A 23,528-nucleotide genomic window follows, 5' to 3' on the forward strand; every position below is an offset into this window, starting at 1 on the left:
CCCATTTTGTTGCGTTGCGAGATCGCGTATCGATGGATTAATCCGACTGCTTCTAGCCAAAGTAGAGCATCTGGGTTGAGTCAGACGAATCATGTTTCCTCGGTTATCTGTGGCTGAGTGCAACATTTCTACTGCCAGGAGAGAAATAAATGAAGCAAGTTTATCGAAGAGTTCTGTTTGTTTTGGCGATGACGAGTGCGATAAAGGCTGGGATATGCGCCAAAGCTATTCTCTGCCATCCAACTCTCCTCGATACAACTTTCTTGTTTTGTTTGTTCTAGTCGGTTACGAATTCGCTCAATACAACCCTTGGTATTACCATCAATCACAAAACCTAACATAGCAGCACATCCATGACGAGGACAGTATATACCGTTAACAAAACGCACAATCCCTTCTGTAATATATTTTTTAGCTAGCTCTCTGTCTTTACCTGTTGTGCTGCTACTCACTCGTTTACACTCCATGCCGAAGTATTCTTCTTCATCAAAGCTATAGATAATTTTTATGTCAATTCTACCTTCTGGTTCAACTGAATCTGGTGAAGCCAAAGTGCCAACTTCGGGTTCAATTCGGAGCTGGCTTTTTAACCCGGTACGAGAGTTTTTTTCGGATGTCATCGCTCTCCGCAAATAGCCAGCAATTTTTGGTTCGAGCATTGTTGGACTAACCTCATCAATAGTTATGACCTTTGACCAAGCAACGACAGTGATATTTAAAATTGTGGCAATAATATCTACAGATAGGTTAATAGTCGCTTGTCCAACTGCACTCGATTCATCCAATGGAAGCATGACTTGTTCTTAAATACTCAGACAGTATAATATCTGCATCATTTAAACCAGCAGAACGAGTCCAATAAATACGTTTAGCTGGTTTGACAATATAGATATCTTTCCCTACATAAATTCGTAAGTCTCGACGAGTATAAATACGATCGGCGATTTGCTGGGGTAATTGTTCCGCAATTCTCTTAAGAACTGTTTCTAATTGCTGACCTGATATAGTTTGTACAATAGGTTGCTGATTAGAGACAGGAACTATACTGAACTTGACTACCTGTAATGGGGCTTTGCCAACATCAATAACTTTAGCAACTATTTTTCTTCCATTTAGGGTTTGTAGAAATGGCTGAATTACTCCTATTAACTGTTCTACATATAATTCTACTTCTTCAGTTTTAGGATATTTAATAGCTTTTGATTTTCCTTTTCTCATGAAATAGTTAATTGTCAAATTAACAGTGTCCTTTACTAAATTTTGCTCTGTTTCATTCAAGCCATAAAGATTAAAGACAACTTGATCTAGTTCCTGCTTAAAAACTTCTTCATTAGCTATACTACAATGATTACGCAATTTTTCCTCTAGGGAAATAACTTGATCAACAAGTATTTTGTTAGTTTGATTGGGCAGAGGAATAGGTAAACGTTCTAAATCTTGGCTCTTGATTTCATCACGTTCAATTCCCCATGAAGAAGCAGTTAAAAATAAAAAGTAATTAGTTAATGATGAGTTCAAAATACCATTCAAATAGTGGGCTATATTTACTTGATAAGATGGTATAGAAATACCAATATATGTATCTACATAAACAATGTCTTCTTGACTAAATGCCGCAAAGAAACCTGATGATTTAAGTCCTCTGGTTGCAATAACTAATGGGCTTTTATAAATCTCAGCTTTTCTAGGGCGCTGAAGTTTTTGCTTAGAAAGTAGTTGTAGATTGCCGACATCTATTTTATATTTTTGCAGGCGACCAGATGGAAGCCATTTTTTTCCATACAAATGAGGTGCTTCTTTACCATCACTCCCAGAAAAAAAACCTCTTCCTGTATGCCATCCTTCTTGCTTTATAAGTCTTTCAAGAGGCATAAAATTCTCTCTTAAAAACTTAATTAAAATCATATCTCTAGCAGTACCCCATGAAGCAATTTTGAATATATCTGGATCAGATGCAGATCTAAGAACAGGTAGCCGCTTGATGTTTTCTGGACTAATTTCAATCATTCCATGTCGCTTGTAATCTAAAGAATGATTGGGACAGACAAAATAGAAAAAATCTTTATCCTTTGAATAAGTATTTTGGGCAATCAGCACAATAGCTGGAGCTGTTGATTTAGGAAATAGTTTTTCGCTCCTTAGTTTAGAAAAATTAATAATTACCTGAGGTTTAAAACGCCTTAAAATTGCTTCTCTAGCCTGTTTAGCTTTAGGCTCTGGACTAAAAAAAGGTTTGCCATATAAAATTAATCCAATCAAAGTTCCTTCATTGGCAAAATCACCTATACGCCACAAAAATGCTTGATCAGGTGGTGTACCATAAGCCGTAGGGTATCCTTTGGGGTATCCCATTTCAGGACGCTTACGGTTACAGTATGCTGATGCGGATTTAGTTGCTCCCGACTTTGTCCAAGGCGGATTGCCGACAATTGCACTAAACTGCTTATGAGCAAAAGGTTCTATTCTATTGAATTCTGCCCCTTCATCAAAAGCATCACCAATAAACAAATTTTTGCCAATAATTTTTTCAAATTGTAAATCTTCTGAAATACCAGGATTTCGCTCTAATTCATAATCTAGCTCTAAAGCTGTAAGATATAAACTAAACGCAGCAATTTGAATAGCTTTTTGTTTTATATCTACACCATAAATTTGATGGTAGAGGGTGTCACGAACTAGCTGACGGTAATTCTGCTCTCCACTAGCCAAACGCTTCACCACTAATCGTCGTAAAGCGTCTACTAAAAACACGCCTGAACCACAAGCAAGGTCGAGAACTTTGGCATTGCCATCAAGTTCCTTAAAGACTTCTGATAGAACTAGGTCAACTAAATTAATTGGTGTATAGTGGGTACTATTAGCTTTGGCAGACTTGGCATCTTCTGCATAAATAAACTTCTCGTAAATTGCACTAATTAACTCGACAGGAATTACTTTAAAATTATAGGCTCGCCAAAGACGTAGTTGACCCGTTTTCAATTTTTGCAGCCCACCGATAAAGTTTTTGATCACTTCTAAATGCTTTAGCTGCACTCGATTTATCTCTTCGCTGGATAAGCTAAATAAGTCTCCATTAAATGTTCTTTGTATCCAGGAAAATAAATGCTCAGTGGCTGACTTATTCTCTAGGATTTCCGTAAAACTATTGAATCCGAATTGTCGCTGTAACAACTGAGAATCAAGGATTTCTCTATCTTGAAGATAAGCGACAAAGATAGACTGAATCAAAAGACTCTGAGCAACCGAACGGTTTAACCTTTTATCCTCGACTAAAATCTCTTCCGTATCGGTTAAATCTTTAACCAAAACCGCATCAACTCTTTGCTTGCGATCAATTTGCTTAGCTTTTTCCCATTGCCAAAATTCACCTGACTCAATTTGGATACGGCTGGCATACTGATTTAATTGCTTCAATCCAGTTTCAGTCTGCTGAAAAATCTCAATCAGATGTCGCTCTGGATTATTTCTATCGTTTTCTGTCGGTTGAGAATAGCAGTTATAGAGTAAAACCTTAGTTGGAGTCACAACCCACAACATTGGAGCTAAACCATGATTCCAAGACAATTGATGCAACCGAGCTAGTTCTTGAGGCTCAGGATCTGATTCTCGCAGTTGAGTAAAATAGATGCAAGGCGATCCACATAACTCAAAAATTGCTGTAGCATTTAACTGTTCAGGGTTAATAACTGCACTGTATTTAATCCGTTTATCAAGTTGTTGAGGGTTACTACGAAGTGATGCCGCTGGAATAACGCCAGATGTTGGAATGCCATTCCGATAGAAGCCTGTTGCTTCCATAACTTGTAGATATGAAGTTGTGATCGCAGTTTGGGAAGACATACCGCTAACTCCATGGGATATCTAATTCGTCACTAACTTGTCAACTGGATTTATAGCTCCTAGACAAATCCGCTTGTCAAAGTCTAAAACTTGATGTTTTTCGGCTTCCCGGCATAGCTCAGTAATTACGTCACCAACTGGACCAACTTCCCGAATAACAACCTGTCCTTTGTTTTTCCCTGACGCCTCCAAGACTGTTAACCCAAAATCTTTGACATCTTCAATCAGATAAAGTTGGGAGTTAACGAAAACTAGACTATGAGCAAAAAGAGAAGGTTTGTGATTCTTTACTCTCAAGAACTCAAGCACCCGCCGAATTTCTTGAAGTGAGAGTTTTTCTCTCAACCTTTCAATCGTCTTAATTTCCAAGACTTGTTCCCATCGGTAAACGACTTTAGGATGCTTAGGGTTGCCAAACTTCCTGGGAACAATCAGCTCAGTGCGATCTAAGTAACTTAACCGACTAGAGCTGATACCCGTCAAGGCTATGGTTTCCGGTCGGTTAAATCCGCTAACCACAAAGGACTCCTGGATATCACAGTTAGAACAAGAATAACTCGATTGTTTTAATTTTAAACCGAAATTAAAACATTTATTTAAAAATTTTCACTAATGTATAGGTATAACCCCCTCAGTCCACCTCTACATCCCCCTGACAAACGTTTCTTTCACACATAGCGATCGCGTCTCCACCACCCAAACCCTCTGTTGACCTCTTCATTAGGATGAATGTGCCATAATCATCGTCACCTGTACCCTGAAGTTGAGGGTATGACTCAACAGTCGGAGAATCGCGATCGCAGGCATGATTCAGCGTTAGCCGTTTCACCGAACAGGTAGAGCCTCTTAGACTGTATAAAATAATACGATCTCTGAGATCTGACGACCACCGACTAAACTAAAAAGTAACCACTTTCCTTGGTATTCTCATGACGCCTAGCCAGAGTTCAGACGCCACAACTGAAAAAACTGCCCAAATTGAACCCGAAGAGATTATTATTCCACCATGGGATTTGTGGAGTGATGAACCGCCCTTGGAAAGCGATCGGCATCGAGATCAAATTGAACTACTTTTGGCTTGCCTGAAATGGTGGTGGCGAGAACGTACTGACTTTTATGCCACTGGGAACCTTACCATTTATTTTAGTCCTGACCACATTACCACCAGAGACTTTCGCAGACCTGATTTTTTTGTCGTGTTGGGTGTGGAAAACCGACCTCGAAAAAGCTGGGTTTTGTGGGCAGAACAAGGAAAATATCCTAATGTGATTATTGAACTGCTTTCGGATAGCACAGCTAAGGTGGATCGAGGGGATAAGAAAACACTGTATCAGGATACCTTTCGCACACCCGAATATTTTTGGTTTCACCCTGACACCTTAGAGTTTCAAGGATTCTGTTTAGTTCGGGGTGAATATCAGCCACTAGAGTCTAATCAGCAAGGCTGGTTATGGAGTCAACAGTTACAATTATTTTTAGGAGTGCATCAATCAACCCTGCGATTTTTCAGTTCAGAGGGACAGTTAGTATTAACGCCAGCAGAGAGGGCAGAATTAGCCCAACAGCAGGCTGAAGCGGCACAACAGCAGGTTGAGTTAGAACGACAACAACGAGAACTGGCACAACAACGGGTTGAGGAATTACTCGCTAAACTCAAGGAGCTAGGGATTGACTCTGATACAGAAAATTAAGTAGCTATAGCAACTGCTGGCATCGGTTAGGACACATCATTATATGTAGAGACGTTGCATGCAACGTCTCTACAATGGTGCCGAAAGTCCTAATCGATGTGTCTACTGCTATAAATATAAATTCTGTATCCTCGGTCAACCGAGGTGTTGCCTATTGTCTGGCGCATAGTGCTATACGTTCTGAAAATTTTCCAATCAAAAAGGGGTCATCACGACCCCCACCTTTGCCGTAGAAGCTATTTTTTAAAGCAACCCAGTATTTGTACCTTGTTTGCCAGTCGCTAGCTTCACTTTGATAATTTTGCCGCCCATTTTCATGATCCGCTGTTGTTCCCGAAACCAGTTGTCGTAGGGAACTAACTTAGTGAAATAGGTGTTTTGCAACTCCCGTTGAGTTCTGGTTCTAGTTTGGCTAGGGACGCAAGCCGTCACCTGAAACATTCGCATGATTGAAGTTCTCCTAATTAAAATTCAAAAACTTTAAATTGCAATCAGGTTTGGGACTCAACTGTCAATACTAGATTGTCAAAACTCATCTGCTTAACTAAAAAGTCAGACGTGCCTTTAACAAGCTAGCACTCACAATTGATTTCCCAAACCTTGAAAAAATGATTGACTACAGGTTCACAAAGGAATGTTCTAGAATTCTCTAGCTCAAACCCGAGCAAATGTAGTCGAAGTAAACACCCATTTCCTTACCAGCATCAGCACCAACCAGACTGGCGGTAACTTCTTTCATGGCTTGGATGGCTTGTACGGTTGCACTAATGGGAACACCTAGAGAGTTATAGGTTTCCTTGAGTCCATTCAGTACACGCTCATCCAGGATGGAGGTGTCACCCGCCAACATGGCATAGGTGGAGTAGCGCAGATAGTAGTCCAAGTCGCGGATACAAGCAGCGTAGCGGCGAGTGGTGTACATATTGCCACCCGGACGAGTGATATCCGAGTAGAGCAAAGACTTGGCAACAGCTTCTTTAACGATAGTTGCTGCGTTAGCACTGATTGTGGTTGCCGCACGCACCCGCAATTCACCCGTGGCGAAATAGCCCTTGAGCTTGTCCATCGCAGAGGCGTCCAGGTATTTTCCTTGAACGTCGGAAGAGTTAATAACAGAGGTAATTGCGTCTTGCATCGATTCTATTTTCCTTATTTCACCTAGTCTCTCAAATCCTTAAGACAGACGTGCAACGTCCAGGTGTGGAAGCGTCATGCTACGTCTTTCCCAGTCGGATAGGGTCTACTGCATTGCTCCGATTACATAGTCGAAGTAGGAGCCAGCTTCAGCCGCATCTTCCCCAGTCATCATACCGGTAGCAGCGTTTTTCATGGCACGAACGCCTTCGACAACAGCGTCAACGGGAGTCCCTAAAGACTTGTACATTTCGCGCACGCCGACTAAGCCAATTTCTTCAATTGGGGTAACATCGCCAGCGACAACACCATAAGTGATCAGGCGCAGATAGTAGTCCAAGTCACGCAGACAAGTTGCTGTCATTTCTTCACCGTAGGCATTACCACCGGGAGAAACAACATCAGGACGCTTCTGGAATAACTGGTCTCCAGCTTGCTTAACGATGCGCTCACGAGAGTCTGTCAACGTTTGAGCAACCCGTAGGCGACGATCACCAGAGGTCACAAACGACTTGATCCGGTCTAATTCACCAGGGCTTAGGTAACGAGCCTCGGCATCGGCATTCACGATTGATTTCGTGACTATACTCATTTACAGGATTCCTCCTCCAAGAATGTAACCAGGTGTGCTTAAACTGGCTTATTGTAACTTTTGAAACGCTGCAACGCTTCCCCATGGGCTAGACTTTTCAGCTTAATGGCTGACTCTGCCCGATCTTGAAACGACTTAATCGACTCAAGATTGGTGAGAGTAGCTAGCGATACATTAGGTCAGTGAGACAGCTCTCTTCCGCAAATATTTTGCGATAGATTGTTCACACTTTTCCTATGTTCGCAACATTTTGTAACATTTGTCCTCAGATTTTGGGGTGGGGGAAGGCTGATTGTAGAGACGTAGCACGCTACGTCTCTACACCCTATCCTCCTCAAAGACGTGCCATGGCACGCCTGGAACATTACCCTAATCCCTAATCAGAGATAGCTTTGATACTGCCCAAGTAATTGCCTGCTGGCAATGAGGGAACGCGAGGATAAGGAACCACATAGTTCCCGAAGAAACGAGCATACTCTGAACTATCCACAATAGCAACCACAGCGGCATTCAGCCCTTGTTCAGCCATAAGTTTAGTGTAGTCCTGAATCTCCGTTTGAGTTGCAGGAGTCCGTCCTAGGAGATGACGGAACAAGAACTCGATGACTTTGGCACTGGGATAGGGTGAGTAGAAGCGCTGGCGATAGCTTTCACTACATACCAACCCCTTAACAAAGTCGCGCACCGAGATGTCACCCTGGCTCAGTTTACGCTCTAAGTCAGGCTGTCGATAGGATGGGGGAATTTCACCTGTCCAGATATCCATCACCTGAGCATAAATTGCCTCAATCACCTGAGCCGTTTCGTCCGGATTTCCGGGGTTTAGGCGGAAAATCCGTGCCGGTTTACGATTGGCAATTCCGATGGCGGGTTGAACCGCTGGATTATTGTCCTTGGGTACAGAACGACTGAGTTCGACAAAATCAGGCTTAGGTGTCGCCATATCCGCGATCGCTTTCCCCGTCAAAGGCAGTTTTGCCCCATCCACTCGCGAACTGACTGGCTCAAAGCTAGGAACCACCAGTTGATCATTCTGCTTGGTCAGCTTGTTATAGAGTTTCTCGGTATTGGGGAAGTTCGCCGCCGGTAAAGTGGGGAAGCGACGATAGGGAACCGTATCTTCACCAAAGACTTGAACATACTCCATGCTGTTAACCATGGCACTGATAAAGCCTCGGATACCCTGGGATGCCAGAATTTGGTTGTACTTCTGGATTTCCTTTTGATTTTCCGGTGCCCGACCCAAGAAATGCTTGGTTCCAAATTCAATCACCTTGGTGTTGGGGTAAGGGGTGTAGAACTCTTTGATGTAGAGTTCAGAGCAACCTAATCCTTCAATAAACTCCTTGAGGTTAATCTCACTATTCCCTAGTTTGCTTTCTAAGCTAGAGAACTGACCTTTAACCACATAAGGTTCAACATCGCGCTCAAAGATTTGGCGATACGCAGCACGAATCAGAACCTTCACGGCTGGCTTATCGTTGAGATCCGTCAGCTTAAAGATCTTGGTCTGCTGGCGCTTGGTGCTAACGCCCTGATTGATCCGGAATTGAACATCCGGCTCAGTCCGAGTTTCGGACACCTCTCCCATCTTCACATAGGTTGGGGTTGCTGGTAATTCTGGCTTAGTACCCACATCCTCACGAATCGCACCCGGTCGAGCCGATCGCAATTGTAGCCCCCCAGGTGTCAGATAGCGCTCGTAGGGAACCGTATCTTCCCCAAAGGCTTCCTCGTATTCTTTGCTGTCAATCAGCATATCCACCAGGGCGTAGAAGCCTTTTTTGGCACAAATATCAAAGTATTTGTTCGTTTCCCCGCGCCCGTAAGTGGGACGTCCTAGCAGACGACGGTGGATATATTCCACAGCCTTCATCACGTACAGAGATGTCCAATACATCTTGCGGAAGACATCCGACTTCGCCAAGATGCGGATAAATTCCCGGATTGTAATTTCGCCATTTTCCAGCTTAATCTCCGCCACTTTCTGGCGTTGACCGTCATAAACCTCCCGTCCAAAGACTTGGCGATAGCAAGCACTAATCACCTTTTGCGTCGAGCTTTCGGCAAATGTGACACTAGCTGCTTTAGTGCTAGGAATCTGGTCTAAGCGGAAGACTTTCGCCCCCAGAGAACCGGGAAACTCACCCCTTGCCTGAGGATTGCTGTTTTGGTTATTAATCCCCGGTCCGCGATGGATCAGGATGCGCTTAGTATCCTTGCCAAAACCAGCCGGTTGTGTGTTGGGATTGCGAGTTTCTTTGGGAAAAATTGCCCCAAACTGAATCTCTAAGGGGTCATTACCTGCACCGTAGGGATGTTGATCCGGTAAAGGCTGCTCATACTTGGCAAAGGTGGTGATAAATTGCGGTACTTTGCGGAAGGGGGCGCTGTATTTGAGCAAATCTTGCTGCATTCCCCAGTTGCGGCATTCCTGAGCCTCCTGTCCCAATCCCCGCAGGTAGGGAACGGTTTCTTCGCCAAAGTAATCGGAGTATTCCTGAGAATACACCAAGGCGTCCACCAGCGCAGGTAAACCGCCATCGGACACAATCGAGAAGTAGGTTTGAACTTCTTCGCGAGAGGAAGGACCCCGACCCAGGAAATGACGGAATGCCAGTTCCAAAGCGCGACTGTTTATAAAGGGTTCGTAAAATTGCTTACGGTATAGGGGCGATTTACCCAGGCGACGCACAAACTCCTTCATGGAGATGTCGCCATTTTTCACCTGAGATTCTAGGTACGATATGGATTGGCTGTAGGCGCGGCTAATATCACGCTCAAAGATCTGCCGATACGCTGCCTTGACCACTTGGTTCTTTTCTGATGCCGATAGTCCCGGCTTCATCACGAACTTCGGACGCCGTTCGGCGGCATTAAAGTAACTTTGAGGCAGTTGTAACCCTTGCTGATCCGGCGAAGGACGTTGGCGGACTTTATTGGCTGGATTGGGGGCTTTGAATTCGTTAATCAGAATCTCAAAGTACTGACCCACGATTTCCGCCGCTTCAGCATCGCGCTTAAAGTATCCCAAAGACGCCACCCGCATTTCTTGCAGTGCCAGTAATGTGGCATCTCCAGAGCAGGCATTTTCGATAATTTCCCGTAATCCGCGAACGTTGACGGTAATAATATTCGGATCACCCGCGACAATCGCATAAGTGACATAGCGCAGCATCCAAGACAAGTCCCGCAGGGATTTCTGCATATTGCTTGGACCATAGCGGGCGACGTTGATCGGTCGGAATCCCGATGGCGCTGGACCGCCACTGGAGGCGCTAAAGATGTTCCGGAATCCTTCAAAGAACCCTCCGCCACTTTCCACATACGTCGCGGTTCCTAGTGTCATCGTGCGTCTGACATCACCTGTACCCGCACCACTGGTTGCCATTGCCATTTCCGGTGCAGGTTCTTCCTGGGGCTTTTCTAAATACGCCATCGGGGAACCCCCGACAAAAATCCGGTTAGCGGCACGAGATACGATCAAGTCTGAGTTTTGAGTAATCAGATTGGCAATATCTATGCGTCTGGTACCGGATTGGAAGTATTCGGACAGTTCAATTAGCTCTCCTTTGCCCAAGAACCGATCTTGCTGTTCGGCTTGGATAATGTTGCTAATCGGTACGGTTTGATACAGTTGCGGACGTGCAACTGAGCTTCCACCACTTGCCTTAACACTCATTGATTTTCAAACGCTCCCATCGACAATTGCTACTGACTGTGTTAACCCTGACCAGGGTATTCATCCAGTTGAGAAGGCAGAATAGGTTCAGCACATTAAGATTTATTCCCAGACCCGATTGCTCATGAGCTGGGATATTCTCCGTCACCTTACCCTAAATCAACCAGTGACCTCGCTAAACCTGGTCAGAATCTAGAGTGAACTACCAACATCAAATCGATTATGATGTTAGCTTCGCGTCTCATTCGCCGATGCCGCCACACCATAAAGATGTATTGGTCTTACTCAGCGTCTCTGGTTGGAATCCAACCTTTATCTCCGAGAGTTGGAGAACCCGCGCAGCCGCCCTTCCAAGGCAGAAAAGCTTGCTGATTTGTTTACACAAAAGTTTAAAACGTTTCTGATCTGCTTAACGGCTTTATTAAGAAGTGTATAGAATACATGCCAAAATCTTACAGTGTCATAACAGAGTCATCATAGTGGATTAATCTCACTCACTGAGAAAAAGCATAAGTTTTGTTACATTAGTTTGGATTCCCCGTTCCCTGTTCCCTGTTCCCTGTTCCCTGAGAAAACATGACCAATGACAATACCAGCACCGCTGTAGCTCGGTTATATGACGCTTACCCCTTTCCCCCAGAACCCCTGTTGGATGAACCGCCGCCTGGGTATAACTGGCGCTGGAATTGGTTAGCCGCCTATAGTTTCTGCACGGGTCAAAAACCGCCGAGGCAGGATATTCGGATTTTGGATGCGGGCTGTGGTACAGGGGTAGGAACCGAATATTTGGTTCACCTGAATCCCCACGCTTCAGTGGTGGGTATTGATTTGAGTGCTGGGGCGTTGCAGGTGGCGCAGGAACGCTGTCATCGTTCTGGGGCGAATCGGGTTGAGTTTCATCATTTGAGTCTTTATGATGCCCAACAACTGGAGGGAGAGTTTGATTTAATTAACTGTGTGGGCGTGTTGCATCATTTGCCTGATCCGATTCGCGGCATTCAGGCATTAGCACCTAAGTTAGCACCAGGGGGCTTGATGCATATTTTTGTCTATGCTGAATTGGGGCGCTGGGAAGTGCGGCTGATGCAACAGGCGATCGCACTTCTGCAAGGGGAGCAGCGTGGGGATTACCATGATGGGGTACAAGTCGGACGTCAGGTGCTTGAATCTTTACCAGAAAATAATCGAATTGTCAAGCGAGAAAAAGAACGTTGGTCATTGGAAAATCAACGGGATGCGAATTTCGCGGATATGTATGTGCATCCCCAAGAGATTGACTACACGATTGATAGTCTATTTGAGTTGATTGATGCGTCGGGGTTAGAGTTTATCGGCTTTTCTAATCCTGGATATTGGCAATTGGATCGGCTATTGGGGAAAAATCCCGGATTAATGGAACGGGCGAGTGGGTTGAGCGATCGCGAACGGTATCGTTTGATTGAATTGTTAGATCCAGACCTGTCCCATTATGAGTTTTTCTTGGGGCGTCCACCTTTACCAAAGGTTGATTGGTCACAGGATCAGGAGTTATTAGCGGCGATTCCAGAACGCAATCCCTGTATGGAAGGGTGGCCCAGTCAATGTCTATTTAACTACGATTATCAGATTATTAATTTATCAGATACGGAGTTTGCTTTCCTGGAAGCCTGTGACAAGAACAGTAGTCAACAGCGCACTGTGGCAGAGATTTTAAGGGATGTAGAGTTAGGATTAGATGGCGTGCGATCGCTCCAACAACAGCAGCTTATTATCTTGAGTCGGTAATCGTCATTTGCTTCTGTAGGGGCGGGTTTCACAACTATCCTTTCTTCTTGCACCCAAATGTGACTAAACCCGCCCCTCAACCCCACCGTACACACACATCAGGTGTCAATGTCATTTGTTATGCATTCTGTAGGGGCGGGTTTCACAATTATCCTTTCTTCTTGCACCCAAATGCGACTAAACCCGCCCCTTAACCCAACCGTAAACACACATTAGGTTTCGATTTCTTTAGGTGAAGGGTCAAGTCAGGGCGGGTTTAGTTAAGTTAGTGGTTTGATCCGATGCGTTATGGGTAAAACCCGCCCCTACACATTCAAAATTCAACACTCAAAACTTATTGTAAATGCGCGTTATTATTCAGCGAGTTAAATCCTCTCAAGTAACCGTTAATGGTGAAGTCGTTGGCAAAATTGGTCAAGGACTAAATTTACTCGTGGGGATTGCGGATAGTGATATGGAAGCTGAATTAGATTGGATGGCGCGAAAATGCTTGGATTTACGGTTATTTCCGGGAACCGATAGCAGTAGCGATCGCTGGGAACAGTCGGTTCAGGAAATTGGCGGTGAATTGTTGGTGGTGAGTCAGTTTACCTTGTATGGAGATTGTCGCAAAGGGCGTCGTCCCTCGTTTTCGCGATCGGCAAATCCAGAACAAGCCGAACAGCTTTATCAGCAGTTTGTAGAAAAGTTGCGTCAAAGTGGGTTACGAGTGGAAACTGGGGTATTTGGGGCGATGATGCAAGTCTCGATTGAAAATGATGGACCCGTGACATTGCTACTGGAGCGGTAAATTGATGAAATCTTGATAGTGCGAGCATCTTGCTCGCTACTAATACCAATAGGGCTTCCGCAAAGGCTATATATGTAGGGTGTGTTAGCGTAGCGTAACGCACCTTAACTAATACATAAGGTGTGGCTGCGTAAGTCTTGACCAACTCTAAATGCATCACAGTTTAGCGCCGTTCAGAGGATTTATTTGAACGTAATAGTTCGCCAAGTTTAATCACGATCGCGGTGAATATCGCCACCCATACTCCGGCAAAGATACTAACATTGAGGCTAACGACAAAATTAGCTTGAGGTTTGCTAAGTTGCCAGTGGCTAATATAAGCGTTGACTGGCGGTAGTTCTGTAATCATTTCTAAATCAGGAACAGAGGCTAAAATCGACGCGGTACCTAAGCCGACACCGACAATAGCAATATTATTTTGGAAGTTGCGATCGCGCTGCGCTTGTTCTATCTCAACAATTCCCCGCACGGTATCAGTTAGCCCTTGTAATGTGCCTAAACTGGGGGTTAAGCTGGCGATGTCTTGTTCGAGTTGCGGTTGATAGTGTTTCTCAACGGTTTGACTAAAGGCGTTGAGGAAGGTTAGCTTAGTTGTACCACGTTTTGTGGCTTGGGTTTCAATTAAGTTCAAATAGTTTTGATAGTTATAGAAATTGGTGATAATCGTTTGCTGTTGATTGGCTAATAGGTTAAGTTTTTGACTGTAGCGAAACAGGATATGGCGGTTATTATTTAAGTCGCGTTTCAGTTTATCTAAGTCGTAGCCACCGGGAGTGGGAAAGCTAGGGAGAATTTGATTAAACTCGTTCTGGAGTTCTTGTTTTAGTTGGCGGCTGTAGGTGTAAGCGTACCAAATTTTATGGCGATGGCAGAGTAAATTTAGCCAATATCGATATAATTTTCCTGCCGCTTCCATTTGCTTGTCATTGGTATAGAAAATAATCAGAGTATGACTATTAGCTGTGGGTGGATCGGAGAGTTTAGGCGAACGCCAGACCTCAAATACGGTTGCGCCCATAAATTGCCCAATTCGTTGATGATCCCACTCTTGACCCACTAAAGTTTTGTACAGGGTTTGAGCGAGGTTTTCGAGTTCATCTTCTTGGCTAGAAGATACCCAACCGGAAATCATCCAGGTTTGTCCTAGAGTTAAGTCTGTGGTGGGAAAATCTGGGGTTAGGGTTTTGAGTTGGCTGAGGTAATTTACAGAAATTTGCGTATCTTTGGGATTAGCGGAACGGTCAAATATAAAGGCTTGAGTATCACCTAAGTTAAAAGATTGATAGCTCCCATCGACGAGACAATCGCCCAGTTTACCACTAAATTTTAGTTTATCGTCGAATTGGGTTAAATCATAAACATTACTCAGAGATGCTTTAACATGATCGGGGAGTTGTTGCCAAAAATGCTGATAGGGTTTTAGGATATTGATGGAATCAAAACCTAATCCTTTGATCAGAGTATAGGCAAATAAGTCAAGGGTTAGATAGCTGTAATTAATCATTCTTTTTCTGCCGAGACAACCGAATAAAGAGTGATTTTAATTTAGATAATGGTTTTTGCGCCTCTTTCTCTGGTTCCGACGATTGTAGACTCACTGCCATTAGATTTTCTAGGGTTTCGGGTTCAGGTTCGTCTGAGGGATTGGGTTCATCAAAAGACATCCATATATTTAGCTGGTTGGGTTGATATTGACGTTGAATCTCCAGACGAGTTTGTTCGTAAACAGGTTTAATTCTCTCATGTTCGGCTAACTCCAGCAAGCGATTGGCGGCGGCTGTAGTGTTTTCTGTAAATAGGTGTCCGACTTCGTTGATTTGGTGTTTTAAGTCGGGGGGAAGGGGTTTATTTTGTTGAGTTAAGGCTTCAAGGAAGGCGTAAATAGTCACGACTTCTAAGCTATTGATAGATGATTTCATCACAAAGCGTATTATGGGGTGAGATTTGGGTTTCGTTTTCTGCGGCGTTTTTCTGGGTGCAAGGATGGTGCCCCTACGATAATTATATAAGAATGGCTTGTCAATTCATTGTAGTGCGAGCATCTTGCTCGCTACCCATTCCCAATTTAAATGCGTGACAGGTTATCAGTTAAAACTCAGATATTGCACCATGCTCAATAAGGCAAATTGTAGTAGTGTGGCACACCGAATTGGGTTAAGATTTATGCACAAACGCTATGTATGGTAGGGGCACGATAATATCGTGCCCTTACAGCTTAAGCCAGAAACCCCTCACCCCCAGCCCCTCTCCCACTCTGGGGAGAGGGGAGCAAGAAAGGTGTTATATTGTAGGCGTAGCCACCTACCTTTTTTATCATTAATTGTTCTAATTCCCCTTCTCCAAGGAAACAAAAGCGAAGCATCCTCTGTCATCCCCCCTCTTTGTAGGGGGGAACGAGGGGGGTGGGAGAAGGGGTTAGGGGATGAGGGTGAAACGCTCCCCCTGTATTAGTTTTCACCTTACCCTACGAATGGTGATTTAGATGCTAATAAAGCGTCCGTGCTAATTGTTATCAAAAATGATTACCTGTGATGATGAAACCCGCCCAGTGATAAGGATGCTCAAAGGGAGGTTTACCTGCCATCATTTTATCCGAATCTTGTTGAATTAAAGCCGCTTCAGTTTTGAGATATTCGCTAGCGTGAGGATGAGTGGCTTTTACATCTTGAGCGAGTTCAAGATACCATTTCACCAGTTCACGATTTGTAACTTGCTTGAGCCAATTTTGTGCCTGTTTGAGAGCAGACACCGGATGTTCACCAGCTTTGAGATATTGATAAAAACGAATCGTGAGTAAAGCCGTGGAACGCTCATCTACCATCCAAAGGGTACTAATCACATAACTTACACCTTTGGCTAGAAATGCACTAACTAATCCCACATATTCATCAATCAGGTTCTGGGAATTCGTAATCCCGGTTTCGCAAGCGGAGAGAAAGATGAGATTATAATTGCCAAAGTCTAACTGTTCAAAAATATCTGCCATGGTTAGCTGATCCGCAATTGTCAGTTGTAGGGCGGATGCTTTAGGATTGTCTATATTGTGATAAGCATGACCGATAAATTGAAATGTGCCAGTATTTGATTTTAAGTCTTGAATCAGTTGTTTTTTACCGAGGCTTGAACTATTTAGCCGTTGGCATTGGGGATATAAGCTAGTCAGGATATTAGACGTAAGTGGGCAATAGATGGATTGCCTATCAGTATTTTCTAGACTGAGGAGCGATTGAGCAGATTGATAGGGTTGCAGGTTTAATCCGATTTGGAAACTGGGTAGATAAGTGATGGTAAACTTTGGGGGAAAAAGGTAATGGAGAGGGAGGAGATGTAAGTCGCGATGAGGAATTAAAATGAGTTGGTCAACATCTCTGAGATAGGGCAAAATATCACGAATATGGAGAATATATTCCAGGCTGCGTAATTGAGAGTCCATACTTTGCCACCAACGATGGGTTGTTGTTTAGGCTTGGCTGTAATGGCGATAGTCTTGTTTCCATTGATTTAACCAGTCTTCAAACTCTCGCAATTGATTGGCGGTTGCTGGATAAGATTTTTTGGGTTGATTAAAGAAAGGAAATGGCGAGCGCTTTTTCTTTGATTTGATGGGTTGAAGCTGGAGGATTTGCGGTAGTTGGTTATGTTCGAGAATAAAGGTAGTAATGGCGGCGGGACTAATATGCCAGTAAATTGCCGCAGTACGAGGATTGAGTTGCCGTTGGATTTGGTTATAGGTGAGAGGGGGAGCGTTATAAGCTTTGCCATATTGCAGCCAGCCTAAGCAGGTATTTTTGCGTTCTTCAGCTAATTCTAGGGCTTGAATCTGTTGTTCTCGTTCGGATGACTGGGCGAGGATATCGACTTGGTATTGATTAAATCCGGCAAATTTCTGTTTGAAGTGGATATAGTTCTCATCGCTAAAGTTAGAGTCTTGCAGCCATCGTTCTAATAAATCGGTGCCTTGGTTAAGTAGTTCTTTAACTCGTTTCGGGGTGCTGATGTATTGACAAACCCGGATTAAGTCTTGCAGTATTTCTAGTTGTCGCTGGCGACATTTGGCAGTATCAAGAAGCTTAAATGCTTTTTGATAACAGCGTTCAGCTTTGAGTAATTTTTCTAGATTTACTTCCGTTCGTCCTAGTTTGTAATATGCTTTAGCTTCGTTATAATAAAGTTGACCACGCCCTTCTCGATGTTCAGGGGTTTCTGAGTTAAGGTGTTCTCTGCCATCTTCCCAGTTTTGGAAAGTTTCTTCGTAGCGTTTTAAGTCGAATAATGCCCAACCCCGGTTAATCCAGGCATTATAGTAGTCAGGATTAATTTCAATGGCTTTATCATAACTCGCAAGCGCTTCCTGATATTTCCCTAAGTTATTTAGCGCAACACCCCGGTTAATCCAGGCATTATAGTCGTCAGGATTAATTTCAATGGCTTTATCGCAACTCGCAAGCGCTTCCTGATATTTCCCTAAGTTATTTAGCGCAACACCCCGGTTAATCCAGGCATTATAGTCGTCAGGATTAATTTCAATGGCTTTATCGTAACTCGCAAGCGCTTCCTGATATTTCCCTAACTCATACAGCGCATCACCCCGGTTTCTCCAGGCATTATAGTCGTCAGGATTAATTTCAATCACTTTATCGAAACTCGCGATCGCATCCTGATGTTTCCCTAACTTATTTAGCGCATTACCCCGGTTACCCCAGGGATAATAGTCGTCAGGATTAATTTCAATCGCTTTATCGCAACTCGCGATCGCATCCTGATATTTCCCTAAATCATACAGTGCATTACCCCGGTTATTCCAGGCATTATAGTCGTCAGGATTAATTTCAATGGCTTTATCAAAACAGGCGATCGCATCCTCATACCGCTTCAACTCATATAACGCAATCCCTCGCCCTCGCCAATCTTGATGAGTTTGAGGTTCAAGTTGAAGCACTTGCTCAAAATCTGCTGTTGCTGATTCCTCTAATTTCAACCCTCGGTAAGCCGTACCTCGCCGCGCCAAGGCTAAAATATGGCAGGGTTCAATATCTAAAGTTTTAGTCAGATAATCAACCGATTCCTGATATTGCTCTAAGCGATAACAAGCTAAACCTAACCCAAACAACACTTGGGGGTTTTCCGGTTCCCGTTGTTCGGCTTGCTGAAATATCTGCAACGCTGCTTGGTTTTGTCCCCGATCTAGCTGCTCATGTCCCTGCTGCAATAATGCGGCGACATTATCATTAGACATGATCTGGTTTGCCTCCTGATGCTCTTATTCCCAGTATGTCCCCATTCACTCGATTTTTGTGATCAAGAGTAAGGATGCTTCGCTTTTTTTGCACGAAAGGAAGAGAATTCAAAGCCTCTCTCCTTGTAGGAGAGAGGTTTGGAGAGAGGTTTTCCAGTTATATGGTGCGTTACGCTATCGCTAACGCACCCTACTGCCGTGACCCAGCTAAAATAGTGCAATAGGAAATTAGCGTAAAGCTTTGCCATGTAATGGGTGTAGCGTTTTTCTAAAGTCACTATTAAGGTGGGTCACGCCACTACATATAGAACATATAGAGCCTTTGCGTAAGTTCTAAGCTGTGCCACATCAGTAGGTTTTGACGTTTCACGGGAGCTAGAGCGGTAGAATAGCAGGATGTCCCCAACTGGATAAAATTCCATGTATCGCTTACGAACTCTCCCCTGGCGATCGCTACTCGAAGTCTCAGGGATTACCACTGCGATCGCGATCGTCCTTGAAATTATCATCGGCTTAGGCGTCACCCAATCCGCTGCGATCCGCGAGATGCTCCAGTTTCTCTATACTCCTCCCCTAGGGATGATCATCACCTTAATGGCGGCGGCGGGATTTGGAGTGCTTGCGGTTTATATTCTAGAACGCTTTTATCCCCAAGTTTTGATCAACAGTAACAGCCTGTGGGCATTAGTTCCCTGTTTAGCCCTAACCTTGGGGTTAAAATCACTATTGCCTGTACCCGCTTTCTTGGTAAGTTTAAGTTATGCCAACGTGGTTGCCGTTATCGTTGGTGTATTTTGGAAAGGGCGTCCCTATTGGCGCTAGCAAACTGAGTTCATTGATTCTCTTTCCTGGAAGATGAGCCAATGTCAATGCGAATCAAAGTATTGATGGCTAATGGTTTTTGGGTTGTGCAGCAAACCCTAATTATCAAACCCTGCGGCTTTTTACCGCCAATTCGTTTTGCGGATCTTCTACTAAGATAACCGGAATAAAACTTATTTCTAGAACGGCTTGTGATACGGAACCGACTCGCACCTGTTGCCAAGGTTGATGTCCCCGTTTACCCATGACAATATCTGCCACTTGATACTCTTGCGCCACCCGGACAATTTCTTCGGGAATGGAACCCTTGATCGTGATAAATTTATAGCGAATATCACTGAGTAATCGTTGAGTGCGATCGCGCAGCTTTTCTATGTCCTCTATCTCATCACTATTGATCACATGTAATACAATCACTTCACCATCCGTGCGTCGAGCAATACTGGCTACTTTCCTTAACACCTCTGTCGCTAAGGGAGAGGTATCCACCGCCGCTAACAATACGGTATGAGTCACTACCGTTACCTTCGTCGGATCAACCTCTCCCTGTTCCAATAATTTTGGCGCAAAGGTAGGAATCGCCCAAGCACCAATGGGTGCTGTGGTCAAAATGGAAAGCGCTGCAATGGCTAAAATAATTTCTCCCCCTTCAATCCCCCTGGCTAAAGGAATCGCACCAATCGCCGCTTGTACCGTTGCTTTTGCCATATTTCCTGGCAGCAAAAACAGCCGTTCCTGCGCCGTCCAATTACTTCCCACTGTCGAGAGATACCAACCAACAGGACGACCGACAAACAAGCCAATGGCTAACACTAAAAGTCCGGGTAAAATTGTATTCCCTAATACTTGCAGTTGAACGCTAGCGCCCAATAAAACAAATAAAACAATCTCCGCTACAACCCAAAGGGTATCAAATCCACCGCGTAGGCGTCGAGCCAACGGTGCATCCAATTCAATCAAAAAGAACCCCATTCCCATCGCGGCTAAGTAGCCCGAGTAGGGCAATACTTTTTCAATAATCACCAATAACAACGCAATTCCAGCGGCAATTAAAACATCTTGAACCGTATTTTGTGTCCAATTTTGTTCCGTTAGTAGCGAGACGATTAAACGAGCCGCCGCGTAGCCAATCAATATGCCCAGTCCGATTTCAATAAATACTTGCAACGGTAGTAATTGCAACGCCGAAAGTGTAAATCCTCCAGGAAGGGTGATGGTTTCAATTCCGCCCTGACCTAAAAAACTTAACAGTAAACTGAATAAAAGTAATAATAGAACATCGGATAAGGCACTCCCCGTGAGAATGGCATCGGGAATTCCCTTCGTCACTCCCCAACCCAAACGTTTTAGCCGCAGCATTCCCGGAACAATTACCGCCGGAGATTCTGCGCCAATGATGCAACCTAAGAGTAATCCCGTGGGAATGTCAAAGTGAAAAATCCAGATGGCGGCTAACGCGATCGCAATTGCTTCAAACCCCGCAGGCAAAAAGCCTAGACGCAGCGCCACACTTCCCTGAGAGAGCAGCTTTTCCCGATCCAGCCCTAGTCCCGCCTTCATCAAGATAACCATCACGGCAACTATTCGCAAACTATCCGCCGCTTCCAGCACATCTGAACTGATCACATTACCAACTTGGGGTCCGAGGACAATTCCCACCAAAATCATACCGATTAACGGTGGCGCACCTACACGACGGGCAATTTGACCCCCAAAAAAGCCCATTAATAAAATCCACAATGCGCTGGTTAACATGGAGGCTTCTGGTTCTGAGGAAGGATAAAGGACAAATAATTAATTTGACTGACTATCACGACGCCCTAGTTCATAAACAGCACCACTGATACAAGCCAGAAGCCCCATACTAATTGCCCAACTCGAACCCAGAGTGATTTCCACACCCCAGTTGCAGCCAGCGCCAACGACTAAAAATGGCACAATGCTGAACAGGGAAGCATAGAAAGCGTTTTGGGCTTCTCTTCCCCGACGAGTGCGTTCATATTCCTTCATGGAAGTGTAGAGCGATCGCTCGGCAAAGTTAAACCAGCGATTCAGTTGTTCCATGATCCAGTGGCTTAGCGTCGAGAAGCCCCAGTACAGCGCTAGCGCCCACAACGATGCACCCGCGATCGCTGTTGTATTTAACTTGAATTGAAAGGGCAAAAGTTCAGTGATCATGAGTTGTTTGGTAAGATAGGGCGACTATTGACTCATTAAGGTATCTTAACAAAAAGCAGTTTAACGAGTGAGAGGTAAGGCGCAAAGGTGCGGGGGAAGATGAGGAAGATGAGGGAGATGAGGGAGATGAGGGAGATAGGGGAGATGAGGGAGATGGAGGAAATTATGTAGGGGCGGGTTTCACTACTATCTTTTCGGTTACACCCAGATGTAACTAAACCCGCCCCGACTTTACTTCTCAAGGGAGCGAGTATGACAAATGACGAATGACGAATGACAAATGACAAATGACAAATGACATAAGTTAGACCCCATCAGTTTGAATGTAAAGAAGAAACGATGACTAATGCGAGCCAAAAACAAACCGAAAACCGCCCCAGTAAAAAAGCTGGGAAACGTTTAGCAATTGGAATAGGATTATTGGTTACACTTTTCGCGTGGATTGTAGATTTGCCTAGCGCGATCGCACAGGAGAATAGCGTCAACTATACGCTTACTGAATTACACTATCGAGATTTTTCCCATCAAAATTTAGAGGGAACCTCGTTTGCTGGTGCAGATCTACGCGGTGCCTCTTTTCGAGAAGCTTCTCTTCAAGGATCAATTCTCACCAAAGCGGCGTTTTTTGAGGCGGATTTAACTGGAGCTAACCTGTCCGAGACTTTAGCCGATCGAGTTGTCTTTGACGGCGCTAATTTAACCAATGCTATTTTTACTGATGCTATTGCCAGTCGTAGCCGCTTTTTTGATACCACAATTACAGGGGCTGATTTTTCCGGTGCAATCCTTGACACTTATCAAATATCGTTAATGTGTCAACGGGCAGATGGCGTTAATCCCGTCACCGGTGTTTCCACGCGGGATAGTTTAGGGTGTCGTTAGTTAGGGGCTGCTTGAATAACTGTTGTGGTAAGGGGGAGTTGGGGGAGCTGGGGAAGCTGGGAGAGCTGGGGGAGCAAGGGTACATTTTTCCTGAGCAAGGTGATGCCATACTTATGAAGGATGCTACGCCAAGGTTTATTACTGGTACACCTAAACCTTCAAAGATTTTGTCTATTGAAAAACAACAGCAACGTTTATATTTCTGCCAGTAATTTCCTCGGCTGACACAATTTGTTTTAGAGTTGCGCTGACTTACCTCACACCTTTGAGTCGCATGGCTCCGTGTCTTTTAGTTGAGGAAATATGAACAATACAGTTAATCGTTGCTGTTGTTTGTTGACGAGACAGATATTCAGGTATACAGATGGTTTGACCTCGTTATCGTTCAATATTGGAGTTACACTAGACTAGACTCGGTTATCTGTCAGGGAAGCTTTATGGCTTCACTTTCTAACTTTACTCCGTTCTGGTTTTTGTGGACTAGCAATGATACAGAAATTTGTTTATTGAAAAATAAGGTAATAAATCGATATAAGAGTTTACAGATCATCCAACTCTTGCCTAATACCAAGTTGCGTTCTATCATGTCTAGGAACAGCGTTGCGTGAAGCTTTCGCTATAGCGAGGAACGAGATACGCGAATCTGGACAGATGCTTCGCCTCACTCCGTTTCACTGCGTTTTGCTCAGCATGACAGATTCTACCTTAGACTGCAACTTGGTATAAATCCCTCCAGAGAACCCGAAGTACGATAGCTTACGCTGTTATGCCTTTAAATTGGGTATTAGTAGCGAGCAAGATGTATTAGTAGCGAGCAAGATGTATTAGTAGCGAGCAAGATGTATTAGTAGCGAGCAAGATGTATTAGTAGCGAGCAAGATGTATTAGTAGCGAGCAAGATGTATTAGTAGCGAGCA

19 protein-coding genes are annotated in these 23,528 nt (G+C 44.2%); 5 read left to right on the top strand and 14 right to left on the bottom strand.

Annotated features, from left to right (window positions below):
* Positions 1-128 precede the first annotated feature (128 nt).
* The 4 genes from RIB93_RS03695 to RIB93_RS03710 form a co-directional block, all read right to left on the bottom strand.
* Positions 129-794, bottom strand: a complete 666-nt coding sequence (locus RIB93_RS03695) for a hypothetical protein (protein WP_446370397.1) — start codon at positions 792-794, stop codon at positions 129-131.
* On the bottom strand, positions 778-3,840 hold the full coding sequence (locus tag RIB93_RS03700) for an HsdM family class I SAM-dependent methyltransferase (protein WP_446370399.1): 3,063 nt from the start codon (positions 3,838-3,840) through the stop codon (positions 778-780). The genes RIB93_RS03695 and RIB93_RS03700 overlap by 17 nt, the downstream gene beginning before the upstream one ends.
* 21 nt (positions 3,841-3,861) lie before the next feature.
* Positions 3,862-4,359, bottom strand: a complete 498-nt coding sequence (locus RIB93_RS03705; RefSeq protein WP_446370401.1) for a MerR family transcriptional regulator — start codon at positions 4,357-4,359, stop codon at positions 3,862-3,864.
* Between the two features lie 112 nt (positions 4,360-4,471).
* The gene (locus RIB93_RS03710; protein WP_446370403.1) at positions 4,472-4,669 is read right to left on the bottom strand and encodes a hypothetical protein; all 198 of its coding nucleotides are present in this window, start codon (positions 4,667-4,669) and stop codon (positions 4,472-4,474) included.
* A 100-nt stretch (positions 4,670-4,769) separates the two neighbouring features.
* Between RIB93_RS03710 and RIB93_RS03715 the strand changes: the two genes are divergently transcribed.
* Entirely contained in the window at positions 4,770-5,531 is a 762-nt protein-coding gene (locus tag RIB93_RS03715) for a Uma2 family endonuclease (protein ID WP_446370405.1), read from the top strand.
* A 243-nt stretch (positions 5,532-5,774) separates the two neighbouring features.
* Here the strand turns inward: RIB93_RS03715 and RIB93_RS03720 are convergent, their stop codons facing one another.
* From RIB93_RS03720 to RIB93_RS03735, 4 genes are all read right to left on the bottom strand, one after another.
* Complete coding sequence (locus RIB93_RS03720) at positions 5,775-5,978, bottom strand: phycobilisome linker polypeptide (RefSeq protein ID WP_006101555.1); 204 nt, start codon at positions 5,976-5,978, stop codon at positions 5,775-5,777.
* Positions 5,979-6,180: 202 nt separating this feature from the next.
* Complete coding sequence (gene apcB / locus RIB93_RS03725; RefSeq protein WP_446370407.1) at positions 6,181-6,666, bottom strand: allophycocyanin subunit beta; 486 nt, start codon at positions 6,664-6,666, stop codon at positions 6,181-6,183.
* A gap of 105 nt (positions 6,667-6,771) precedes the next feature.
* Positions 6,772-7,257 (bottom strand): allophycocyanin subunit alpha, encoded by a 486-nt coding sequence (gene apcA, locus RIB93_RS03730; protein WP_446370408.1) that lies wholly within the window; start codon positions 7,255-7,257, stop codon positions 6,772-6,774.
* Between the two features lie 376 nt (positions 7,258-7,633).
* Complete coding sequence (locus RIB93_RS03735) at positions 7,634-10,939, bottom strand: phycobilisome rod-core linker polypeptide (protein ID WP_446370410.1); 3,306 nt, start codon at positions 10,937-10,939, stop codon at positions 7,634-7,636.
* A gap of 576 nt (positions 10,940-11,515) precedes the next feature.
* Between RIB93_RS03735 and RIB93_RS03740 the strand changes: the two genes are divergently transcribed.
* Positions 11,516-12,703 (top strand): class I SAM-dependent methyltransferase, encoded by a 1,188-nt coding sequence (locus RIB93_RS03740; protein WP_446370412.1) that lies wholly within the window; start codon positions 11,516-11,518, stop codon positions 12,701-12,703.
* Positions 12,704-13,046: 343 nt separating this feature from the next.
* Positions 13,047-13,493 (top strand): D-aminoacyl-tRNA deacylase, encoded by a 447-nt coding sequence (dtd, locus tag RIB93_RS03745; RefSeq protein WP_446370414.1) that lies wholly within the window; start codon positions 13,047-13,049, stop codon positions 13,491-13,493.
* 163 nt (positions 13,494-13,656) lie between these two features.
* Here the strand turns inward: dtd and RIB93_RS03750 are convergent, their stop codons facing one another.
* The 4 genes from RIB93_RS03750 to RIB93_RS03765 form a co-directional block, all read right to left on the bottom strand.
* Positions 13,657-14,997: a hypothetical protein gene (locus RIB93_RS03750; RefSeq protein ID WP_446370416.1), complete on the bottom strand. Its 1,341-nt coding sequence runs from the start codon at positions 14,995-14,997 to the stop codon at positions 13,657-13,659.
* Positions 14,990-15,412, bottom strand: coding sequence for a hypothetical protein (locus RIB93_RS03755; RefSeq protein ID WP_446370418.1), 423 nt, complete (start codon positions 15,410-15,412; stop codon positions 14,990-14,992). The genes RIB93_RS03750 and RIB93_RS03755 overlap by 8 nt, the downstream gene beginning before the upstream one ends.
* 593 nt (positions 15,413-16,005) lie before the next feature.
* Positions 16,006-16,926: a CHAT domain-containing protein gene (locus RIB93_RS03760; protein ID WP_446370420.1), complete on the bottom strand. Its 921-nt coding sequence runs from the start codon at positions 16,924-16,926 to the stop codon at positions 16,006-16,008.
* Positions 16,927-16,953: 27 nt separating this feature from the next.
* Positions 16,954-18,729, bottom strand: a complete 1,776-nt coding sequence (locus RIB93_RS03765) for a tetratricopeptide repeat protein (protein ID WP_446370422.1) — start codon at positions 18,727-18,729, stop codon at positions 16,954-16,956.
* A gap of 420 nt (positions 18,730-19,149) precedes the next feature.
* Here RIB93_RS03765 and RIB93_RS03770 point away from each other — a divergent pair, with 420 nt between their 5' ends.
* Positions 19,150-19,551 (top strand): peptide chain release factor 1, encoded by a 402-nt coding sequence (locus tag RIB93_RS03770; protein ID WP_446370424.1) that lies wholly within the window; start codon positions 19,150-19,152, stop codon positions 19,549-19,551.
* A 105-nt stretch (positions 19,552-19,656) separates the two neighbouring features.
* Here RIB93_RS03770 and RIB93_RS03775 read toward each other — a convergent pair whose 3' ends face one another.
* Together RIB93_RS03775 and RIB93_RS03780 are read right to left on the bottom strand one after the other, a co-directional pair.
* Positions 19,657-21,306, bottom strand: a complete 1,650-nt coding sequence (locus RIB93_RS03775; RefSeq protein ID WP_446370426.1) for a cation:proton antiporter — start codon at positions 21,304-21,306, stop codon at positions 19,657-19,659.
* A gap of 39 nt (positions 21,307-21,345) precedes the next feature.
* Complete coding sequence (locus tag RIB93_RS03780) at positions 21,346-21,729, bottom strand: hypothetical protein (RefSeq protein WP_446370428.1); 384 nt, start codon at positions 21,727-21,729, stop codon at positions 21,346-21,348.
* Between the two features lie 339 nt (positions 21,730-22,068).
* Between RIB93_RS03780 and RIB93_RS03785 the strand changes: the two genes are divergently transcribed.
* Positions 22,069-22,611, top strand: a complete 543-nt coding sequence (locus RIB93_RS03785; protein WP_446370430.1) for a pentapeptide repeat-containing protein — start codon at positions 22,069-22,071, stop codon at positions 22,609-22,611.
* Positions 22,612-23,528: the final 917 nt, after the last annotated feature.

This window comes from Coleofasciculus sp. D1-CHI-01 (assembly GCF_040218875.1).
In the GTDB taxonomy this organism is placed as follows: Bacteria; Cyanobacteriota; Cyanobacteriia; order Cyanobacteriales; family Coleofasciculaceae; genus Coleofasciculus.

Bases quoted from the DNA above. Each gene is read 5' to 3' on its own strand.
- RIB93_RS03780 (WP_446370428.1), bottom strand. From the start codon at position 21,729: ATGATCACTGAACTTTTGCCCTTTCAATTCAAGTTAAATACAACAGCG.
- apcB (WP_446370407.1), bottom strand. From the start codon at position 6,666: ATGCAAGACGCAATTACCTCTGTTATTAACTCTTCCGACGTTCAAGGA.
- RIB93_RS03700 (WP_446370399.1), bottom strand. From the start codon at position 3,840: ATGTCTTCCCAAACTGCGATCACAACTTCATATCTACAAGTTATGGAA.
- RIB93_RS03750 (WP_446370416.1), bottom strand. From the start codon at position 14,997: ATGATTAATTACAGCTATCTAACCCTTGACTTATTTGCCTATACTCTG.
- dtd (WP_446370414.1), top strand. From the start codon at position 13,047: ATGCGCGTTATTATTCAGCGAGTTAAATCCTCTCAAGTAACCGTTAAT.
- RIB93_RS03765 (WP_446370422.1), bottom strand. From the start codon at position 18,729: ATGTCTAATGATAATGTCGCCGCATTATTGCAGCAGGGACATGAGCAG.
- RIB93_RS03735 (WP_446370410.1), bottom strand. From the start codon at position 10,939: ATGAGTGTTAAGGCAAGTGGTGGAAGCTCAGTTGCACGTCCGCAACTG.
- RIB93_RS03775 (WP_446370426.1), bottom strand. From the start codon at position 21,306: ATGTTAACCAGCGCATTGTGGATTTTATTAATGGGCTTTTTTGGGGGT.
- RIB93_RS03760 (WP_446370420.1), bottom strand. From the start codon at position 16,926: ATGGACTCTCAATTACGCAGCCTGGAATATATTCTCCATATTCGTGAT.
- RIB93_RS03720 (WP_006101555.1), bottom strand. From the start codon at position 5,978: ATGCGAATGTTTCAGGTGACGGCTTGCGTCCCTAGCCAAACTAGAACC.
- RIB93_RS03695 (WP_446370397.1), bottom strand. From the start codon at position 794: ATGCTTCCATTGGATGAATCGAGTGCAGTTGGACAAGCGACTATTAAC.
- RIB93_RS03755 (WP_446370418.1), bottom strand. From the start codon at position 15,412: ATGAAATCATCTATCAATAGCTTAGAAGTCGTGACTATTTACGCCTTC.
- RIB93_RS03785 (WP_446370430.1), top strand. From the start codon at position 22,069: ATGACTAATGCGAGCCAAAAACAAACCGAAAACCGCCCCAGTAAAAAA.
- RIB93_RS03715 (WP_446370405.1), top strand. From the start codon at position 4,770: ATGACGCCTAGCCAGAGTTCAGACGCCACAACTGAAAAAACTGCCCAA.
- RIB93_RS03770 (WP_446370424.1), top strand. From the start codon at position 19,150: ATGTATCGCTTACGAACTCTCCCCTGGCGATCGCTACTCGAAGTCTCA.
- RIB93_RS03740 (WP_446370412.1), top strand. From the start codon at position 11,516: ATGACCAATGACAATACCAGCACCGCTGTAGCTCGGTTATATGACGCT.
- apcA (WP_446370408.1), bottom strand. From the start codon at position 7,257: ATGAGTATAGTCACGAAATCAATCGTGAATGCCGATGCCGAGGCTCGT.